Annotated in this window: 19 protein-coding genes; 4 read left to right on the top strand and 15 right to left on the bottom strand. The window is 52.1% G+C overall.

Annotated elements, in window-relative coordinates; genetic code table 11:
* Window positions 1-459 precede the first annotated feature (459 nt).
* Together pulA and ACJJI5_RS04505 are read left to right on the top strand one after the other, a co-directional pair.
* Window positions 460-3786 (top strand): pullulanase-type alpha-1,6-glucosidase, encoded by a 3327-nt coding sequence (gene pulA / locus ACJJI5_RS04510; protein WP_445355631.1) that lies wholly within the window; start codon window positions 460-462, stop codon window positions 3784-3786.
* Between the two features lie 152 nt (window positions 3787-3938).
* The gene (locus ACJJI5_RS04505) at window positions 3939-5213 is read left to right on the top strand and encodes an amidohydrolase family protein (protein WP_413663381.1); all 1275 of its coding nucleotides are present in this window, start codon (window positions 3939-3941) and stop codon (window positions 5211-5213) included.
* A gap of 125 nt (window positions 5214-5338) precedes the next feature.
* On the opposite strand, the gene ribA is transcribed toward ACJJI5_RS04505, so the two are convergent.
* From ribA to ACJJI5_RS04440, 13 genes are all read right to left on the bottom strand, one after another.
* A complete protein-coding gene (gene ribA, locus ACJJI5_RS04500) occupies window positions 5339-5956 on the bottom strand; it encodes a GTP cyclohydrolase II (RefSeq protein ID WP_108734569.1) in 618 nt (205 codons plus the stop codon).
* 17 nt (window positions 5957-5973) lie between these two features.
* A complete protein-coding gene (locus tag ACJJI5_RS04495; protein ID WP_444915485.1) occupies window positions 5974-6609 on the bottom strand; it encodes a retropepsin-like aspartic protease family protein in 636 nt (211 codons plus the stop codon).
* Window positions 6610-6627: 18 nt separating this feature from the next.
* Entirely contained in the window at window positions 6628-7116 is a 489-nt protein-coding gene (locus ACJJI5_RS04490; protein WP_413663383.1) for a phosphatidylglycerophosphatase A family protein, read from the bottom strand.
* A 42-nt stretch (window positions 7117-7158) separates the two neighbouring features.
* Window positions 7159-8100, bottom strand: coding sequence for a thiamine-phosphate kinase (gene thiL, locus ACJJI5_RS04485; protein ID WP_444907218.1), 942 nt, complete (start codon window positions 8098-8100; stop codon window positions 7159-7161).
* Between the two features lie 10 nt (window positions 8101-8110).
* Complete coding sequence (nusB, locus tag ACJJI5_RS04480; protein ID WP_282931196.1) at window positions 8111-8554, bottom strand: transcription antitermination factor NusB; 444 nt, start codon at window positions 8552-8554, stop codon at window positions 8111-8113.
* 69 nt (window positions 8555-8623) lie between these two features.
* Entirely contained in the window at window positions 8624-9094 is a 471-nt protein-coding gene (gene ribH / locus ACJJI5_RS04475) for a 6,7-dimethyl-8-ribityllumazine synthase (protein ID WP_108735355.1), read from the bottom strand.
* Window positions 9095-9171: 77 nt separating this feature from the next.
* On the bottom strand, window positions 9172-10293 hold the full coding sequence (gene ribBA, locus ACJJI5_RS04470; RefSeq protein ID WP_413663385.1) for a bifunctional 3,4-dihydroxy-2-butanone-4-phosphate synthase/GTP cyclohydrolase II: 1122 nt from the start codon (window positions 10291-10293) through the stop codon (window positions 9172-9174).
* A 78-nt stretch (window positions 10294-10371) separates the two neighbouring features.
* On the bottom strand, window positions 10372-11034 hold the full coding sequence (locus ACJJI5_RS04465) for a riboflavin synthase (RefSeq protein WP_108734575.1): 663 nt from the start codon (window positions 11032-11034) through the stop codon (window positions 10372-10374).
* Window positions 11034-12179, bottom strand: a complete 1146-nt coding sequence (gene ribD, locus ACJJI5_RS04460; RefSeq protein ID WP_445355630.1) for a bifunctional diaminohydroxyphosphoribosylaminopyrimidine deaminase/5-amino-6-(5-phosphoribosylamino)uracil reductase RibD — start codon at window positions 12177-12179, stop codon at window positions 11034-11036. Before ribD ends, ACJJI5_RS04465 begins: the two co-directional genes overlap by 1 nt.
* Complete coding sequence (gene nrdR / locus ACJJI5_RS04455; RefSeq protein WP_108734577.1) at window positions 12176-12643, bottom strand: transcriptional regulator NrdR; 468 nt, start codon at window positions 12641-12643, stop codon at window positions 12176-12178. The genes ribD and nrdR overlap by 4 nt, the downstream gene beginning before the upstream one ends.
* Window positions 12644-12796: 153 nt before the next feature.
* Entirely contained in the window at window positions 12797-14065 is a 1269-nt protein-coding gene (glyA, locus tag ACJJI5_RS04450) for a serine hydroxymethyltransferase (RefSeq protein WP_108734578.1), read from the bottom strand.
* A gap of 219 nt (window positions 14066-14284) precedes the next feature.
* Entirely contained in the window at window positions 14285-14779 is a 495-nt protein-coding gene (locus tag ACJJI5_RS04445; protein ID WP_445355629.1) for a porin family protein, read from the bottom strand.
* Between the two features lie 152 nt (window positions 14780-14931).
* Window positions 14932-15420, bottom strand: coding sequence for an outer membrane beta-barrel protein (locus ACJJI5_RS04440; RefSeq protein WP_444896050.1), 489 nt, complete (start codon window positions 15418-15420; stop codon window positions 14932-14934).
* A gap of 480 nt (window positions 15421-15900) precedes the next feature.
* Here ACJJI5_RS04440 and ACJJI5_RS04435 point away from each other — a divergent pair, with 480 nt between their 5' ends.
* Both ACJJI5_RS04435 and ACJJI5_RS04430 read left to right on the top strand, forming a co-directional pair.
* Window positions 15901-16476 carry a hemerythrin domain-containing protein gene (locus tag ACJJI5_RS04435; protein ID WP_445355628.1) on the top strand — a complete coding sequence of 192 codons (576 nt, stop codon included), beginning with the start codon at window positions 15901-15903 and terminating at the stop codon, window positions 16474-16476.
* A gap of 29 nt (window positions 16477-16505) precedes the next feature.
* The gene (locus ACJJI5_RS04430; RefSeq protein ID WP_445355627.1) at window positions 16506-16949 is read left to right on the top strand and encodes a SpoIIAA family protein; all 444 of its coding nucleotides are present in this window, start codon (window positions 16506-16508) and stop codon (window positions 16947-16949) included.
* Window positions 16950-17017: 68 nt separating this feature from the next.
* Here the strand turns inward: ACJJI5_RS04430 and ACJJI5_RS04425 are convergent, their stop codons facing one another.
* Both ACJJI5_RS04425 and ACJJI5_RS04420 read right to left on the bottom strand, forming a co-directional pair.
* The gene (locus ACJJI5_RS04425) at window positions 17018-17719 is read right to left on the bottom strand and encodes a putative adhesin (RefSeq protein ID WP_445355626.1); all 702 of its coding nucleotides are present in this window, start codon (window positions 17717-17719) and stop codon (window positions 17018-17020) included.
* A gap of 362 nt (window positions 17720-18081) precedes the next feature.
* Window positions 18082-18744: a putative adhesin gene (locus ACJJI5_RS04420; RefSeq protein ID WP_444896047.1), complete on the bottom strand. Its 663-nt coding sequence runs from the start codon at window positions 18742-18744 to the stop codon at window positions 18082-18084.
* Window positions 18745-18849 lie beyond the last annotated feature (105 nt).

Below are 18849 nucleotides of genomic sequence, written 5' to 3'. Positions count from 1 at the left end.
CCGACGGAGGGTTGTAACAATCATCAATCATCCTCCGCAGTCATTGAGTTCTGGATTCCGCCAAAGTACCTGGCGGGCTATGGGCAAATTAGCACTACCCGGGGATAGGAGCAAGGATAATCCCGGGAAGCCTCTTAGTAATTGCCCCGCCACAAAAAGCAAAGCCGGCAAAAGCCGGCCTTCGAATCCGATTACAGCGAGTGCATCACCTTTCTCGACTCACCATAACCCGATCAGTTGAGTATAGATCCGGCTTTTTCTTTCGCCATCACGTTTACTCGAGAAGCATCTTCTCCTGCGGGTGTTTCCACCAAGTGACGAATTTATAAAGGTTTTATGACACCCCCAACCACCTCCCCCAGACCTCCACCTCCTCGGGGTGGGAGGCCGTCAATGCGTGACTGCGATTCAATACCAATTGAGAGAACCGCAACAAGTACAAAAAAAATGGGAAGCGCTATGCCAACAACAAAATTTACAGGGCCCGGCACAAGGGCCGGGCTGATTCTGGGGGCAGTCTTCTGCTCCATCCAAATACCGGTTTGGGCATCTGACACACCAGACCCCACAGAGGTCAATATTCCCGGCAACCTACAAAGCCAACTGGGCTGCGATGGCGACTGGCAACCAGGTTGTGTCGCCACCCAGCTCAGCTATGACAGCGAAGACGACAAATGGCAAGGCAACTTTTGGATACCCGCCGGCAACTGGGAGTACAAAGCCGCTCTCAACAACAGCTGGGATGAAAATTATGGCTCGGGTGGCCAGCGGGACGGCGGTAATATTTCCCTTAGCCTGGATGAGGCCCGCGAAGTTAAATTTATCTACGACCACGAGAGTCACTGGATCACCGACAACCACAATAGCGTGGTCGCCACTGTAGCCGGCAACTTCCAATCCCTGCTCGGGTGTCCGGGAGACTGGCAACCCAGTTGCCTGCGCAGCTGGATGCAGGATGCCGATGGAGATGGCACCTACACCTTTATCACCTCAGCGCTTCCTGCCGGTTCCTATGAATTCAAGGTAGCCCTGCACGAAGGCTGGGAGGAGAGCTACGGCAACAATGGAGCCAACGTCAGCTTTACCGTGGTCGCCGATTACGACGAAATCTACTTTGCTTTTGACTCGAATAGTAAAGAAGTCACCGTCAGCAGTGACGGCTTCGCCAAGGGTGACCTGAGCAGCGATAAAGCTCACTGGGTGGATACCAGCAGCTTTGCCTGGGATATCCAGGTACAGGAAGGCATCGAGGTTAAATTGCACTACAGCAACAGCGCCGAGCTAAAACTGGAGGACGGTGATATCCGTTCCGATGGCACCATCGATCTCACCCCTCTCGCCACCCTGCCCGACAGCGCCCAACAAAAATTCCCGCACCTGGCCAGTTTCAGTGCCTGGCAATTGCCGGGGCAGGCTTCCACTAGTGATCTGGTAACCCAGCAACTCGCCCTCGCCGCTTACGATGCGGAGGGCACGTTACTGGATGCGACTGGTGTGCAGACGGCAGGCGCGCTCGATGATCGCTTCTACTACGACGGTGAACTCGGTGCCCGTGTCGGCGAGGAGAATATCCAGCTCGATCTTTGGGCTCCCACCGCACGGGCAGTAAAGCTGCACCTGTTTACAGACTCCAGCAGCGATAGCGCCGATCAGGTGGTATCCATGCTGCGCGATGAATCTACCGGGGTTTGGAGTGCCGATATCGACAAGCAGTGGGACCGCAGCTTTTACCTCTACGAGGTCGAGGTGTATTCCTACTTCAGCCGCCAGATTGAAACCAACCTGGTCACCGACCCCTACTCCCTGAGTCTCTCCATCAATAGCGGCAAAAGCCAGATCATTAACCTGAATGACCGGGACCTGAAGCCGCGCGGTTGGGATCGCCTGCGCAAGCCCAGGTTAACCCAGCCGGAAGATATCAGTGTCTACGAGCTGCACGTACGCGATTTCAGTATTGTGGATCAAACTGTCCCCGAAACAGAGCGCGGCACCTTCAAGGCTTTCACCCGCAAGCACAGCGACGGCATGCGCCACCTCAATAAACTGGCCCGCGCCGGCCTCACCCATATCCACCTGCTGCCGGCCTTTGACTTTGCCACAGTCAATGAGGATCGCACGCAGCAGCAGCAAACACCTGACCTCTCAGACTACGCATCGGACAGCAGCGAGCAGCAGGCCCAGGTAGATGCAATTCGCGATACCGATGGCTTTAACTGGGGCTACGACCCATTGCACTACACGGTCCCCGAAGGCAGCTATAGCAGCGCTCCCGATGGACCTGCGCGCATTCACGAATTCCGTCAAATGGTGCAAGGGTTATCCCACTCCGGCCTGCGACTGGTGATGGACGTGGTTTACAACCACACCAGCTCCTATGGCCAATACGACAACTCCGTACTCGATAAAATCGTCCCCGGCTATTACCACCGCCGCAATCTGGAGGGCGGAGTGGAGATGAGCAGCTGCTGCGCAAATACCGCCAGTGAGCACGCCATGATGGAAAAGCTGATGATCGATTCCCTGGTCACCTGGGCCCGGTCCTACAAGGTGGACAGCTTCCGTTTCGATCTGATGGGACACCATAGCCTCGACAATATCCTCAAGGCGCAAGCGGCATTGCAATCACTGACCCCGGCAGCCGATGGTGTCGATGGCAACGCTATCTATCTGTACGGCGAGGGCTGGAATTTTGGCGAGGTGGCCGACGATGCTCGCTTTGTACAGGCCCGCCAGGGCAATATGGCCGGCAGCGGTATCGGCACCTTTAACGATCGCCTGCGCGATTCCGTGCGTGGTGGCAACCCCTTCGGAGGCTTTGAGGAGCAGGGCTTTGGTACCGGTCTGTTCACCGACAGCAACGGTAAGTTTGAGGGAGAAGATGAGCGTGCCACACTGCTAACCCTTGCAGATAAAGTCCGCGTTTCCCTCGCCGGCAACCTGGCGGATTATCCTTTTGAAGATGCCAACGGCAATATCATTACCGGCAGCGAGCTAGTCTATAACGGCCAGCCCACCGGCTATACCGCCGACCCGCAGGAATCCATTAATTATATTGCCGCCCACGACAACGAGACGTTGTTCGACGGAGTACAGATCAAAGCCAGCGACAGCGCCGACTTGGCTGAACGAGTGCGTATCCAGGCATTCAGTAATTCCCTGGTTCTGTTCGCCCAGGGAGTGCCGTTTATCCACGCAGGCCAGGATTTCCTGCGCTCAAAGTCGATGGATCGGGACAGTTACAACTCCGGTGACTGGTTTAATGCACTGGACTTCAGCCTCGCCACCGATAATTGGGCTGCGGGTTTACCTATCGCAGATAAAAATGAAGATAACTGGTCCCTGATGCAACCTTTACTGGCAAACCCGGAACTGGCTCCCGAGCGCCGGCACCGCTTGTGGAGTTCTGCTCTATTCCGCGAGCAACTGGCGATTCGCAACAGCTCTCCCCTGTTCCGCTTGTCTGATGCAGAGTCCGTAGAGGCACACCTTAATTTCCTCAACACCGGACCCGACCAGATTCCTGGGCTGATTGTGATGGAGTTATCCGATTCCAATGGCAACATCGATCGCCGCTTTGAACGAATTGTGGTGCTGTTTAATGGCGATGACGAATCATTGGAATTTACCAGCGAAAACCTTATTGGTGAGTACCTATTCAAGCACCCACGTCAGCGCCGATCAGTAGACTCACGCCTGCACAAAGTAAAATTTGATAGGAGCAGCGGCACCTTTACTCTGCCCGGCCGAACTACCACAGTATTTGTGCAGCCACGCCGTAGATATTAATTCTTTATAAATTTTGAAAGGCCGGATTTTCCGGCCTTTTTTTCATTTTTTAGAAACTAATTTCCCGGCTCTCACCAAGTAATCAGCTCGCAATTGTCATATTCCGCAGATTGATTTAGCGTGTACCTAAATAATAAATAGGTGTACAAATCATGAAGCGTCTCCTTCTCTGCGGCATCGCAACTCTTCTCTCATCCGCGACACTGGCAAAAACTACTGTTATCCATGCAGGCACACTCCTCGCCGTTCCCGGTGAGAAACCTTTGCAAGAGCAAAGTGTAATTATCGAGGACGGCAAGATCAGTGCTGTCAGATCCGGTTATGTAAGCCCGGATAACGCTGAAGTCATTGATCTTAAGAATAGTTTCGTAATGCCGGGCTTAATGGATATGCACGTGCATTTACAAGGTGAGCTGGGCCCTAAAAATGATACCGAGGCTCTCAAGATGTCCATGCCGCTGACCCAGATGCGCTCGCAAATGTTTGCCATGCGAACCCTGGAGTCTGGTTTTACCACTGTGCGCGATGCTGGTAACAGTGGTGAAGAAATGTATGCGATGCGCGATGCGATCAATAAAGGTTGGGTAGATGGCCCGCGAATTGTTGCAGCCGGCAGGGTGGGAATAACTGGTGGCCACGCAGATATCAGCGGGGTCAGTCCAGAGCTAATGGAGCTGCATGATGACAAGACCAAAACTGTATGCGACGGCCCCTACGAGTGCCGACGCGCGACCCGCCATGCGATCAAATATGGTGCTGACTTTATCAAGATTACCTCTACCGGTGGTGTGCTCACCGATCGCGCTACCGGAACTGGTCAGCAGATGGAAATGGATGAGTTAAAAGAGGTGGTCCTTGCAGCCAAACGTATGGGCCGCAAGGTGGCCAGTCATGCGCATCAGGAAGAAGGCATTATCGCCGCACTGGAGGCTGGTGTAGACAGTATTGAGCACGGCACCTACGCAGGTCCCCGCGCCCATAAGTTATTTAAAGAAACCGGCGCTTATCTGGTTCCGACACTTCTCGCCGGCGATACTGTGGTACAGCTGGCAAAAAATACCGATGTCTTATCTGAGGCTCAGAAGGAAAAAGCCATTCGTGTTGGCACAGACATGCGCGGCAATTTCCGTAAAGCGGTCAATGCCGGAGTAAAAATTGCTTTCGGTACCGACTCAGGTGTATCCAAGCACGGCATCAATGCCCGCGAGGCGGTACTGATGAGTGAAGCCGGTATGGACAATATGGCCATCCTGCAATCCGCTACCGTTAACGCCGCCGACCTGATCGATATGAGCGATTCACTGGGCACCATTGAGTCCGGTAAGTACGCCGATATTATCGCCACCGATGGCTCGCCACTGGATAATATCGATGAACTTTTAGATGTGGATTTTGTGATGAAAGGGGGCAAGGTCTTTAAGAATTAAAAGCCTCTGAAAAGTTTAATAGCGAAATTAAAATATTCGAACCCAGTTTTAATTAATTTCTACAAAATAAAAAAGGCCGGATAACTCCGGCCTTTTTTATTGGGGTGCTTAAAGAAAAGTGAAAGTTAGTTTTCCTCTTTTCCTTCTTCATCCTCATTTTCGATCAAGTGACCAAGTTTGCCTTTTTTGGTGGACAAATACTTGGCATTGTGGGGATTGCGCCCAGACTGGTGCGGCAGACGCTCAGTCACATTGATGCCCAAGTCCTCCAGCGCTTTTACCTTACGCGGGTTATTGGTCATCAAGCGAATGGCATGAATACCCAGGTGTTCGATCATTGCTTTCAGAATTGAGTAATCCCGCATATCGGCGCCAAAGCCCAACTGCTCATTGGCTTCCACTGTATCCGCACCACAATCCTGCAAGTGGTAAGCGCGAATCTTATTTAACAGACCGATACCGCGGCCCTCCTGGCGGAGATAGAAAATAGCTCCACGCCCCTCCATCGCTATGCGATGCATCGCATGTTGTAGCTGGGCACCACAATCACAGCGCAGGGAGAAAAGTGCATCCCCGGTCAGGCACTCAGAATGAATACGGGCCAACAGAGGCTCTTCGGTATCGAAGTCACCCATGGTGAGCACTACGTGCTCTTTTCCGGTTTCCACTTCCTCGAAACCGTGCATCTCAAACATACCCCAAGAGGTGGGCAGTTTTGAGGATTCCACAAAACGAATGGTCAACTTAATACCTCTTTAAATCAGTGTCGGGCGCGCAGTAGCAGCACACCGCCCTGCTGCTCCATATCAACCCGACTGAGAAAACTATTGCCGAGAAGCACTACGCTGGGAAAATCATCGGAGTGTACAGTCGCATCAACATTGTGAAGCTTGATTCCGCCAATGGTTACACTGTTCAAGCTCACTTTGTAAGCCCTGGTAACTCCATTGGCAGTGGAAACCCGTATTTCTTGTGCAGTATCCAAATTCAAACCGAGACGGCGAGCGGTGGGATAATTGAAGGCAATGCTGGTAGCACCGGTATCCACCATCATCGGCACTCTCATGCCATTAACCCAGGCATCCGTCATGTAATGACCCCGGCTATCAGCGGAAAGCCGTACTTCAGCTTTTGCCGCCTTGGCAAAACTGGTTGCGATAGGAGCCGCCAAGGTCAGCTTTTGCTCCTGCCCAGCAACACTGATCCGCGCATAACGAGTAGTTGCCTCCAGTAGGGTGACGCCCTCTGGGGATTTTTGTCCCGCCTTAAGGATTTTCTGGCGGCCATCAATCTCCAGCATGGCGCTATCGCCAAACAGGCCTTTTAGCTGCACCTGCTGTGCATTGACATTCAGTGCAAATAAAAAGCTAACTATAAATACAAAATAGCTGCGCATTGATCTTCCCTATCCAACCTAGACACCCAGTACCCATGCGGTTAATTGCAGCACCAGTGACGCGTAAACGGCGGCCAGTATATCGTCGAGCATAATTCCAACGCCACCTTGCACCTTGCGATCAGCCCAACCAATGGGCGGGGGCTTGGCAATATCAAATATCCGGAAGAGGACAAAACCGTATAGCGCCCAAGCCCAACCTGCAGGAGCCATAAACATGGTGAGCCAGTAGCCCACCATTTCATCCCAAACAATACCGCCGTGATCGTGAACTCCCATTTTCTTGGCAGCTGCACCACATAGATAGCAACCTACCACACCGGTAACAAACACAATGGCCAGATACCAGAATGGAGGCAAATCCTTCATCAACCACCAAAAAGGAATCGCTGCCAGGGTACCAAACGTACCCGGCGCTTTGGGTGCCAGCCCGGAGCCGAACCCAAATGCCAACAGAAGAGTGGGATCGCGCAACAGCTGAGAAAATGTCGGGTTGTTAATGCTCATGTTATTGAATTCTCACAAAGGCACTATGGTCTACACAATGACTTAAAAGTGCCTATAGCCTGGCGATTGAGCAACCCAGGGGTTCCCGTGATAGGAGCAGCGTACCTGCGCCCCCCCCTCAACGAGTTTCCCTATGGGTGTGAAACCCAGCTGACGAACTTGATCAACAGCGGCTGCCGGTGCAGTAAAACAGAGCTGATAGTCATCCCCTCCACAGGCCGCCAGCTCTACGGCAGTATCAGCTGCCAATCGATTGGCCAGGGGTGCTATGGGCAGAGATTCCAGGTTTATTTCTGCTGCCACACCGCTCGCTTTGCAGATATGTCCCAGATCCCCCAATAATCCGTCGGAAATATCCAACGCACTGGTAGCAATGCCTGCAATCGCGCTGGCGGTTTCTAATTGCGGCTCGGGAAAATAGAAAGCCTGCTCCGCCTCCCGCCGCACTGACTCAGTCACATTCCGCTCTGCCAAAATAACGGGCAGGGCTGCTGCGGCAGCGCCCAGTGGGCCGCTCACATAAATATTGTCGCCGACAGAAGCGCCGTCCCGCCGGAGGGGCTTTTCGGTATGGCCGATCACCTGAATCGTAATGGACAAGGGGCCAGCGGTAGTGTCGCCACCCACAAGGGAAACCCCAAACTTGCCGGCAGTTTCCAGCAGGCCACTGGCGAATTTCTCCAGCCAAACGGAGTCGCTATCGGGTAAGGTCAGGGCAAGGGTAAACCAGAGGGGGCGGGCATTCATTGCCGCCAGATCACTGATATTCACACGCAGTGCACGGCTCGCAACCATGAATGGGTCAGCACCTGCGGGGAAGTGACGGCCTGCTACCAGGGTGTCCATAGAAGTGGCCAGCTGCCCGCTGACAGGTGCTTGCAATAGCGCGCAGTCATCGCCAATCCCCAGGGCTACACCTTCGCCCTGGGGAGCGCGGGCGAAGTAATCGCGGATGATCTCAAACTCCCCCGGCGCTTTAGACATAATTGCTGGCTCAGCCCTTCTTGTCTGCGGCTACCTCTGCCGAGCGCAGGTCCGCAGCGGTCTTATCCAAAATGCCATTGATAAACTTGAAGGCATCGGTGGGACCAAATTTTTTCGCCAGGGCCACCGCCTCATTAATGACAACCTTGTAAGGCACATCGATACGGTTTTTCAGCTCGTAAGTGGCCATGCGCAACAGCGCGCGGGATACAGGGTCCAGGTCTTCCACTTTGCGATCCAGGTGCGACGTGTAAGCGCCCTCTACCTCATCAAGGTTTTTCGCTACGCCGTGGAAAATATCACGAAAATATTCCACGTCGGTTTTGCTCATATCATTATCGGCGTGAAACTCGGCCTCAATGGAATTGAGGCTGGCGCCGGCCATCTGCCACTGATAGAGCGCCTGCATGGCGTAGTGACGTGCCTTACGGCGGGCGGATGCAGTTACGGTCATTGTCTTTTCCGGTAGATACTTCACAGAATGGGCTGCACCGACACACCTTTTGTGCCGGCGCGCCGGCAATTAAATCTTGCCGAGTAGGGAAACCATTTCCAGGGCGGTTTCGGCGGCTTCACAACCTTTGTTGCCAGCCTTGGTGCCTGAGCGCTCGATAGCCTGCTCAATGGAGTCCACAGTCAGCACGCCAAAGGTGACGGGAATGCCAGTATTCATGGATACCTGAGCCAGGCCTTTGGTGCACTCGCCAGCCACATACTCAAAGTGCGGGGTGCCACCACGGATAACCGCGCCCAGGGCAATAATGGCATCGAACTTTTTAGTCTCAGCCAACTTCTGTGCCGCCAGGGGAAATTCGAATGCGCCCGGGGCGTAGTAGATAGTGATATCTTCATCCTTGATACCCTTGCGGCGCAGGGTGTCCAGTGCACCATCCTTTAGGCTTTCAACCACAAAGCTGTTCCAGCGGCTCACCAACAGTGCGTATTTGCCCGTACTGCCGACAAAGTCCCCTTCGATCACTTGAATATTACTCATAATTTTCAATCCGTATTTCTTGTCCATCGCCGCCGCTATCAGGACAGTAGCGGCGCTTCAGTATTGTTACTCTTTTACTAGGGTTGCGGCGCTTCCACGTTCAGGTATTCCTCTACCTCCAGGTCAAACCCGGAAATAGCACTGAACTTGAACGGTGCGCTCATCAGGCGCATTTTGCGCACCTTGAGATCCCGCAGAATTTGCGAACCGGTACCTACCTGCTTGTACACCAAGTCCTGGCTGGGGCGCTGTTGCTTGCCGCTGATCAGCCAATCAATGCTCTCTTCGATTTCTTCGGTGGTTTCGTTGTGGCAGATCAGTACCACAACACCCTTGCCCTCTTCTTCAATACGCTGCATCGCGCGACGGAAGGTCCACGGGGTGAATTTTTCATCGCCGCGCTGAATCGTAAGCACATCGCGCAGAGTATTTCCCACATGCACACGAACCAGGGTCGGCTCTTCTGGGGTGGGGTCGCCTTTAACAAAGGCAAAGTGGCGTTCGCGGCGAGCCTTATCGAGATAGGTGCGCAGCTTGAACTCACCGAACTCGGTGCGCACCTTGCGCTCATTAACGCACTCGACGGTTTTCTCATTCAGGGCGCGATAGGTAATCAGATCGGCGATAGTGCCGATTTTCAGGTTGTGCTCTTTCGCGAACTTTTCCAGGTCCGGGCGGCGGGACATGGTGCCGTCTTCATTCATGATCTCAACAATCACCGCAGCCGCCTCAAAACCCGCCAGGCGGGCCAGGTCGCAACCGGCTTCGGTGTGGCCTGCGCGGCTTAATACACCGCCGGGCTGGGCCATAATGGGGAAGATATGGCCGGGCTGTACAATATCGCTGGGCTTGGCATTTCTGGCCACAGCGGCGCGAACCGTGCGCGCGCGATCGGCGGCGGAAATACCGGTGGTGACACCCTCTGCCGCCTCAATGGATACGGTGAAGTTGGTGCTGAACTGGGCTCCGTTGTCCCGCGACATCAGCGGCAGGTCCAACTGCTCACAGCGCTCTTTGGACATGGGCATACAAATCAGGCCACGGGCATGAGTGGCCATAAAGTTGATGTCTTCAGCGCGAATCTGCTCCGCAGCCATCACCAGGTCGCCCTCGTTCTCGCGATCTTCATCATCCATCAGGATTACCATTTTGCCCTGGCGGATATCGTCGATCAGTTCTTCAACCGTATTTAGTTCCATGGTTAACTCTGGATAAATTTATCAATTGCAAATAGAGCGGCTATCGCTGCTGTTTTCGCCGTGGTGCACGGCCCATCTTTAGCGCTTGTAAAACCCGTTCTGGGCCAAAAATTCGAGGGTCATACCCCCACCACTAGGCTTGGCTGCCTCATCACCGAGGAGTAGCCGCTCCAAGTAGCGCGCAATCAGGTCCACTTCCAGGTTGACCCGAGTACCGGCGGTATAGCCGGCCATAATCGTTTCCTGCAACGTGTGTGGCACTATGGTGAGTTCAAACTCAGCCCCATCCACGGCATTGACCGTGAGGCTGGTGCCGTCGACGGTGATAGACCCTTTATGGGCAATATAGCGAGCCAGATTTTCCGGTGCGCGCAGGCGGAACCGCTCGGCGCGAGCCTCGGACTTGCGCCATACCACCTCGCCAATACCATCCACATGGCCGCTGACAATGTGTCCACCCAGGCGGGTCTGGGGTGTCAGTGCTTTTTCCAGATTGACCCGGTCGCCTTTTTTCCAGCGGCCCACCGTTGTCACATCCAGGGTTTCCGCAGAGACATCCGCCCAGTAACCATCACCGGGCAGGTCCACAACCGTGAGACAAACACCATTGGTGGCGATACTGTCCCCCAGTTGCACATCACCCAGATCCAGCTTACCGCTGCGCACACGCACACGCAGGTCGCCGCCCTGGGGTTTTAACTCTGCGATCTCGCCTAAGGCTTCAATAATTCCGGTAAACATCAGCGCTCGATATCGGTTGTTGCAGTAATGCGCCAGTCGTGACCAACTGCGCGCATATCGGTAATCGTAATCGGCAACATCGAGCCCATACGCTCGATAGGCAGTTCAAACAGCGGCCGCCCGGTGCTACCCAGCAGTTTTGGCGCCATATAAACAATTATTTCGTCGACATGGCCCCGGTAGAGGAATTCACCAGAGAGGGTCGCACCGCTCTCTACCAAAACTTCATTGCACTGACGTCGTGCCAACTCCTTGAGCAGGGCGAGCAGATCTACGCGGCCTTCTTTGTCGTGGGGTAAAACCACGACTTCCGCACCCGTTTTCTCAATACGCTCGCGGCGCTCGGCCTCCGCACGCTCTGTCGTGCACACCAATGTGGGGGCATCCCCCTGCAAAATAAAGGCTCTCGCTGGGGTGCGCAGCTGGCTGTCAACAATTACCCGCAGCGGCTGCACTTCGGCGGCTCGCTCTGCGGCCAGCATTTCCAGTGCCATTTCATCGGCGCGCACATTGAGATTGGGATTGTCGAAGTGCACCGTTTCAACCCCGGTGATCACTGCACAACTGCGAGCACGCAGGCGCTGTACATCGGCGCGAGCTGCAGGGCCCGATACCCACTTTGATTCCCCACTGGCCATAGCGGTGCGCCCATCCAGGCTCATGGCGGATTTGCTTCGCACCAGGGGCAGTCCCAGGGTCATACGCTTGATAAAGCCGGGGTTTAGAGCGCGACACCTCTCTTCCAGGATGGGGCCTTCCACTTCGATCCCAGCATCGCGCAATATTTGCAATCCGGCACCGCTGACATTCGGATTCGGATCCTGCATTCCGTAAATAACCCGGGCCACGCCGGCCTTTACCAGCGCCTCGGCACAGGGACCTGTGCGGCCGGTATGACTGCAGGGCTCAAGAGTGACATAAACCGTAGCCCCCTGAGCCAGGTCGCCGGCATCACTCAAGGCTTCGATCTCAGCGTGGGGTTCGCCGGCCCGCTTGTGCCAGCCTTCGCCGACAACATTGCCATCCCCGTCAGTAATCACACAGCCCACTCGCGGATTCGGCATAGTGGTGTAGAGACCGCGCTCTGCCAACTGAATAGCGCGGGCCATCAGTGCTTCCGCACTGTGTACAACCGTTTGACTCATTCTGTCTTCGATCCCTTACTGGTCAGGCGTTCAATCTCTTCTCTAAACTCGCTGACATCCTCAAAGCGGCGATAGACAGAAGCAAAGCGCACATAGGCCACCTGGTCCAGCTCACGCAGTTGCTCCATCACCAATTCACCAATAGCACGCGCCGGCAACTCCCGTTCTCCGGTCGCCTGCAGGGCGTGTTTTATTTGAGATACCGCCGACTCCACCCGCTCAATACTCACCGGGCGCTTTTCCACAGCGCGCTGAATACCCGCGCGCAACTTGTCTTCATTAAACGGCTCGCGCTGGCCGTTTTGCTTGATCACTCGCGGCAGCAGCAGCTCCGCAGTTTCAAATGTGGTAAACCTCTCGTGGCACTCCAGGCACTCGCGCCGGCGGCGTACTTGGTCGCCCTCAGCCACCAATCGGGAATCGACTACTTTTGTTTCTTCTGCGCTGCAGAACGGACAGTGCATGTGGGATTATCCCCGGAATGGAAAATGGGCCGCAGTTTACCACAGCCGTTGCACTGTGTGACCGCGGCACGCACAGCCACAGTGCATCGCAAGTTCAACAGGGACACATAAAAAAAGCGGCTCTATGAGCCGCTTTTTTGTCAGCAGTGCTGATCAGCCTTTTTTATACACAGGAAACTCTGCGCAAATACCCAGAACCTTCTGCTTCACATCGGCGATAGTGGCTTCAACATCACCTTTCTCCAGTGCGTCCAGCACGTCGCAGATCCAGTGAGTGAGCTGTTGGGTTTCCTTTACACCAAAGCCGCGAGTGGTGATTGCCGGGGTACCGACACGCAGGCCGCTGGTAATGAAAGGAGAGCGCGGGTCGTTGGGTACCGCGTTCTTATTAACGGTGATGTTGGCGTTACCCAGGGCTTCATCCGCATCCTTACCGGTGTACTCTTTGCCAATCAGGTCAACCAGCATCAGGTGATCATCGGTCCCACCGGATACAATGTTGATACCGCGATCGAGGAAGGTCTCCGCCATTGCGCGGGCATTTTCCACAACCTTCTTCTGGTAGGCCTTGTATTCAGGGGTCATGGCCTCTTTGAAAGAAACCGCTTTCGCCGCGATCACATGCATCAGCGGGCCACCCTGACCACCGGGGAATACGGCGGAGTTGAGCTTCTTCTCAATCTCTTCGTTGGCGCGCGCCAGGATGATACCGCCGCGGGGGCCACGCAGGGTTTTGTGAGTAGTAGAAGTCACAACATCGGCGTGGGAGATTGGGGAGGGATACTCACCAGCGGCAACCAGGCCTGCAATGTGAGCCATATCCACAAACAGGTAAGCACCCACTTTGTCAGCGATCTCGCGGAAACGCGCCCAATCCATCACTCGGCTATAGGCAGAGAAACCAGCCACGATCATCTTCGGCTTGTGCTCAAGCGCCAGGCGTTCAACTTCCTCGTAATCCACTTCGCCAGTTTCCGGGTTCAGACCGTACTGCACTGCATTGTAGATCTTGCCGGAAAAGTTAACGCGGGCACCGTGGGTAAGGTGGCCACCGTGGGCCAGACTCATGCCCAGTACAGTGTCACCTGGGGCGCAGAGCGCCTGGTAAACAGCCGCATTAGCCTGTGACCCAGAGTGCGGTTGCACATTGGCGTAATCAGCACCAAACAGCTCCTTGGCCCGCTCAATGGCCAGGGTTTCCACTTTGTCCACGTACTCACAACCGCCGTAATAACGCTTGCCTGGATAGCCCTCGGCATACTTGTTAGTCAGGCTGCTGCCCTGAGCTTCCATTACCATTGGGCTGGTGTAGTTCTCAGAGGCGATTAACTCGATATGGTCTTCCTGACGAGAGTCTTCCTCCTGGATGGCTTCCCAAATTTCCGGGTCGTAAGAAGCTAAAGTGACAGATGAATCAAACATGGTGTTCCCTCGGTAAAGCGGGCTTGAGTAGAGGCTTGTAAAACTCGATACCACAGCGCCCAGACTTATGAGTAGGACCAAAGGCTCCCAGCGTGGGATGGCCCTACTGCTCAATGCATTCTGGGCATTTTAGAAAGGCGCGCATTGTACACCAAGGGCAGCATGAATGCGCAAATGCAGAGACGTGGCGGGACCAACCCGTCCACCTTAAAGAGACGGTCAGAATTTGTACACCACAGAGCCAGACCAGTAATTCACATCTGACTCAATGATGGTGTAATCCAGTTCCAGGGTCGCCTCGTCGGTCAGTTTGAAACCAGCCCCGAGCCCGGCAGATGCACCGTTATCCGAGTACTCTTTCTCCCAATTATCTATCTCCAACTCCTCATGGAGGTAGCCGATACGACCTTTCAGATAAATGTTGCCCGGGCTGCGATAGGTGGCATAAACAGCTTGTGTTGCCAGGGAGTAGTTGTAATCGTACCAGTAGTAGTCGAACTCACCATCAATGACAGAGTCGGTGACTTCTGCCTCGAATCCCCAGCCAGAACCCCAGGTATAACCGGCTCGAATCCCCCCATTTAAAGGACTCTCCCCCCTGGCATCAACATCCAAAACACCGAAAACGCCACCGATATACGCACCCTGCCCATAAGCGGTAGCGGAACACAACAGAGCGGTAACTGCAGCCATTGCCTTGAGATTAAAGCCCACCATCTTCCCCTTAAATCTCGAAGTCTGATCAAAGGGCAGGGATTATAGGGGCACAATCAACTGGCACAAGTGTTCACTTAGACAGGTCAGTATGTAACCTGGGAGCTTTTAAAAAGAGGTGTCACCATTAGTCAAACTTAGGAAAGGGGCAATTAAAATCTCAGGCTAAACCCGCCTGACCAATAACTGACATCCTTCTCTAATACGGTGTACTCAAGCTCCAGATGATAAATTTCATTCAGGCTATAACCAATTCCAGCCCCTAAGCTGACACCCAAGTCATCACTACTTGCGCTGCCAACAGAAACGTCTTCATAGAGAAGGCCCAGGCGTCCTTTCAGGTACCAGTCCCCCTCTGTTCTGTAAGTCGCATAAGTAGCAAGAGTGCGTATGTCTACATCCACATTCCGACCATAAGCCTCAGTCTCACCACTTAATAGTGAACTGGTATATTCACCTTCCACCCCAAAACCCGAGGCCCGCACATAACCTGCTCGCAGTCCCAAATTCAGTGGATTATCGACCCCCTTGAAATCAAAATCTGTTATTCCGGCCACGCCCCCCCAGTAGGCGCCCTCGGCAATTGCGCCCGCTGAAACAACGAGTGCCAGCATACCTATACCAGCCTTAACTATTTTCATTAACACTCCCATCCTGTTTCATTAACTTTGTCGTGACACATAAATAGAGCGCTGCGGAATAATTCGATGACAACCTACGACTTCAGCACCAATAAATTTATTGAACAACGGGAAACATCGCAGCATGCTTAAATGTGCAACAACACGTCATTAGAAATTATTAAAATATGAAGGATCAGACACACCCTTATCTAGGTCCGACAGAAGAGCGTACTTGTGGAAAAAACTGAAGAAAGGGCTACTCGAAAATAGGTTTAATTTATCTTGTGGTCAAATACAACGAGGTACAGATAAGAGTTGACCCAAGGAATTCAGCGGCATGGTCAGCCTCATACCTATTGATAACCCCAGCCCTCCCCTGAGTAGGTAGCGGTAAATTCCACCTTGAGTCCCACTAAGTCCCCCTCACTTGATCCAAATCAACTTTGGATTGGTACATATGGCAACAATAGACCCATCGACAAATCGCGGAGGTCTGGGATGAATGCCATCTACCGACAACTGTGCTGTGACCATAAACATATGCAAGAGTTGCTCAACGCCTTTGAGCAATTACTCCTGGATCTTTTTGGCTGCGGCGACCGCGATCCAAACACCTTGTCACTGATCCTTGATGCTTTGGATTATTTATCGGCGTACCCGGATAGATATCACCACCCAGTTGAGGACTTAATATTTTCCCGGCTGTTGACTAAGCCAGTACATGACAGGGAATCAATTTACGAAGCGCAAATGCAGCATGAAAATATAGCCGCAGCGACAAAACACATGTGCGCTTTATTTTACGCTATTGCCAATGATGCGACCGTTGAACGGAGAGTACTGCAAGGAGCTTGCAACACCTACCTGAAGCTGCAACGCAAGCATATGGACTTGGAAAATAAATCTATTTTCCCACAGATCGAACAGTACCTGGGGACTACCGACTGGATTTATATTCAGAAACAGATCAGTGAATTAAGCTGCAGATATTTCGACAGGGCAACCAGAAAAATTTACGAGTCCCTGCACGAAGATCTGACACAACATCAAATGCCCGCGCAGGCATTAGCTTAGGTCACCTAAACAGCAGGGAGGAAATGTTAATGGAGTTTAAACGCCACGGCATATCCATTGGCATGGAACGCATAAATGATGAATTTTTCCTTTACATAAAGGCAATTGGTGAATTAACCCATGAGGATTATGAGCATATAACACCACTGTTAGAATATGCTCTGGTAGGGGTAAAAAAACCTCAGGTTCAATTACTGATTGATCTCCGGGATTTCGAGGGCTGGGGGATGCACGCGATCTGGGATGAGTTCAAGCTGGCCTTAAAGCACGGCAATGAATTCTCGCATGTCGCTGTACTTGGGGATGAGGAGTGGCAGCAAATAGCCACAAAAGTCGGGAGCTGGTTTGTTAGCGGTGAAGTCCGCTATTTCAAACAGCAACAAGAGGCCATGGATTGGCTACAGGAAACAAGGAAGACGGGTATTGGTCACAAGGAATCTGAAAAGGAATTAGCTTTCTCCACACACTCCTGATAAGTAGTGGATTAAGGGGGCGTTTACGCCCCCCTTTTTTTGCCCGTAAATTACTCAGTTACTTATTTCTAAGTATTCACCTTCCTCTTTTTACTGTCCCAGGAAGGCATTCCCAATATAAGATTACCTACGCTCAACTCGTTGCGGCAAAAAGAACAGTAAATATTCTCATAGTGTAAGTTGTTCCGATGCAGAATATTGAGCACATCAGCCAGGGTTGGACTCTTTTGATTGTGCCTATTTCGAATCGTCAAGAAGTTAGCTTCCATCTTTGTGGTGTACAAAGAAGCACCAACTTTTGCGTCATACAGAGACTTTTGAAAGGGATCATTTAAGTCATATTGCTGCAGTCTTGCCTGATTCCGAATAGCTTTCACATTGTGATTATGGGCTTCATCCACAACATTCTGAATCTGAGCGTAACTCTCACCATCATTAATAAATCGACGCGATAGGCGACCAAAAATCTGTCCGGCTGTACTGCCGTGGTACCCCTGAAATTTTTTTAACATATAGTTACGGCATATCTTACCCTTGCCAATATGCTCATGAACTTTTGCTTTCCCATCTACAACATCTTGTAGGCCAGGATCTTCCAACGTGTAACCGTGAGGTGCAAAGAAAAGCAGGTTGTCGCCACCGTGACCTTTATTATAAAAAACCTGCTTGGTTGCGGCACCGTGGGCAGAAATCACCAGGGACGGCGCATCCCCAACATTGGTACCTTCCGGTGCAAAAATTTTGACTAAATCCAATTCACGAACAGGCATATGACACCTATCTAACGTCGAGTACAGAAATAAGAGGGTCACCCCTCCAAACAAAACAACCGTACTAACAACCTACTATGACCAATCATCCATACTCAAGTTTTATTGCATGATTTTTGACATTAGTCACGAAGAGGAAAATTTTTTGGACTAAGTATTAGTCAAATGAGTGAGGTATGAAATAAATATGACAAAAATAAGGAGGAATTGAGGAAAAAAGTTTAGGCTCGGCAAGCTCAAAGAAGTGAGCCGTAACAAATTGGTAGATGGTGACCCATAATAAAAATGCATTCACATTTCTAGCTTAACGGACACCATCTTTTCTCTACTTAAGAATTGAATACGAAGTTAAAAGACACCGTTTAGGTGGTTGGTCGCTGCATTTTGCTGTCCCAGGATGGAGTTCCAATAAGGATATTGCTAAAACTCACTTCGCTTCGACAAAAAGAACAATAGATATTTTCATAGTGAAGATTATTTCTATGCAGAATGTTTAGAACATCCACTAAGGTGGGGTTATCCATTTTTACTCTATTGCGAATAGTCAATAAGTCCGCCGACATTACCGGCTTAACCCCTTTCTTAATATAAGGTTGATGCATGGGATTATTGGGATCCAGATTTCGCACCATCTCATTGTGCTCATGGGCATTATCTACAGCCTTTTGCACATCGGCATAGCTCTCACCTTTAATAAAATGGCGAGTAACGCGGCCTAGAATCTGACCGGTTGTTGACCCGTGATACCCCTGAAATTTGCTCAGGGTATAGTTATGACAAACCTTTCCCTTACCAACCCACTCATGATATTTGGCATTGCCACTCAAGACGCTACCAATACCCGGATCATTTAGAGAGTAACCATGGGGAGAAAAGAAAAAGAGGTTATCCCCTCCGTGTCCTTTGGGATAAAAAATTTGCTTGGTTGTTGCACCGTGAGCAGAAATTACCAGGTTGGGAGCATCTCCCACTTGTGTTCCTTCCGCTGCAAAAATCTTAACTAGATCAAATTCTCTGACAGGCATACTTCCCTTCCTCTCACTTCTTATTTTTTTGAGGCTTACTGACTAGCGCTCTGTGACAAAGGCTACTATGGCTTATTGGATATTTGCTAGAGGTGTGAAATACAA

This window comes from Microbulbifer maximicatervae (SeqCode), assembly GCF_052467955.1.
This window is presented reverse-complemented; position numbering and strand designations above follow the sequence as displayed.

Excerpts from the sequence above, each read along its gene's own strand:
- nrdR (WP_108734577.1), bottom strand. The coding sequence starts at position 12,643 with ATGCACTGTCCGTTCTGCAGCGCAGAAGAAACAAAAGTAGTCGATTCC.
- ACJJI5_RS04425 (WP_445355626.1), bottom strand. The coding sequence starts at position 17,719 with ATGCCTGTTCGTGAATTGGATTTAGTCAAAATTTTTGCACCGGAAGGT.
- ACJJI5_RS04420 (WP_444896047.1), bottom strand. The coding sequence starts at position 18,744 with ATGCCTGTCAGAGAATTTGATCTAGTTAAGATTTTTGCAGCGGAAGGA.
- ACJJI5_RS04465 (WP_108734575.1), bottom strand. The coding sequence starts at position 11,034 with ATGTTTACCGGAATTATTGAAGCCTTAGGCGAGATCGCAGAGTTAAAA.
- nusB (WP_282931196.1), bottom strand. The coding sequence starts at position 8,554 with ATGACCGTAACTGCATCCGCCCGCCGTAAGGCACGTCACTACGCCATG.
- ACJJI5_RS04490 (WP_413663383.1), bottom strand. The coding sequence starts at position 7,116 with ATGAGCATTAACAACCCGACATTTTCTCAGCTGTTGCGCGATCCCACT.
- glyA (WP_108734578.1), bottom strand. The coding sequence starts at position 14,065 with ATGTTTGATTCATCTGTCACTTTAGCTTCTTACGACCCGGAAATTTGG.
- ACJJI5_RS04495 (WP_444915485.1), bottom strand. The coding sequence starts at position 6,609 with ATGCGCAGCTATTTTGTATTTATAGTTAGCTTTTTATTTGCACTGAAT.
- ribBA (WP_413663385.1), bottom strand. The coding sequence starts at position 10,293 with ATGGAACTAAATACGGTTGAAGAACTGATCGACGATATCCGCCAGGGC.
- thiL (WP_444907218.1), bottom strand. The coding sequence starts at position 8,100 with ATGTCTAAAGCGCCGGGGGAGTTTGAGATCATCCGCGATTACTTCGCC.
- ACJJI5_RS04435 (WP_445355628.1), top strand. The coding sequence starts at position 15,901 with ATGAATGCCATCTACCGACAACTGTGCTGTGACCATAAACATATGCAA.
- ribD (WP_445355630.1), bottom strand. The coding sequence starts at position 12,179 with ATGAGTCAAACGGTTGTACACAGTGCGGAAGCACTGATGGCCCGCGCT.
- ACJJI5_RS04505 (WP_413663381.1), top strand. The coding sequence starts at position 3,939 with ATGAAGCGTCTCCTTCTCTGCGGCATCGCAACTCTTCTCTCATCCGCG.
- ACJJI5_RS04430 (WP_445355627.1), top strand. The coding sequence starts at position 16,506 with ATGGAGTTTAAACGCCACGGCATATCCATTGGCATGGAACGCATAAAT.
- pulA (WP_445355631.1), top strand. The coding sequence starts at position 460 with ATGCCAACAACAAAATTTACAGGGCCCGGCACAAGGGCCGGGCTGATT.
- ribH (WP_108735355.1), bottom strand. The coding sequence starts at position 9,094 with ATGAGTAATATTCAAGTGATCGAAGGGGACTTTGTCGGCAGTACGGGC.
- ACJJI5_RS04440 (WP_444896050.1), bottom strand. The coding sequence starts at position 15,420 with ATGAAAATAGTTAAGGCTGGTATAGGTATGCTGGCACTCGTTGTTTCA.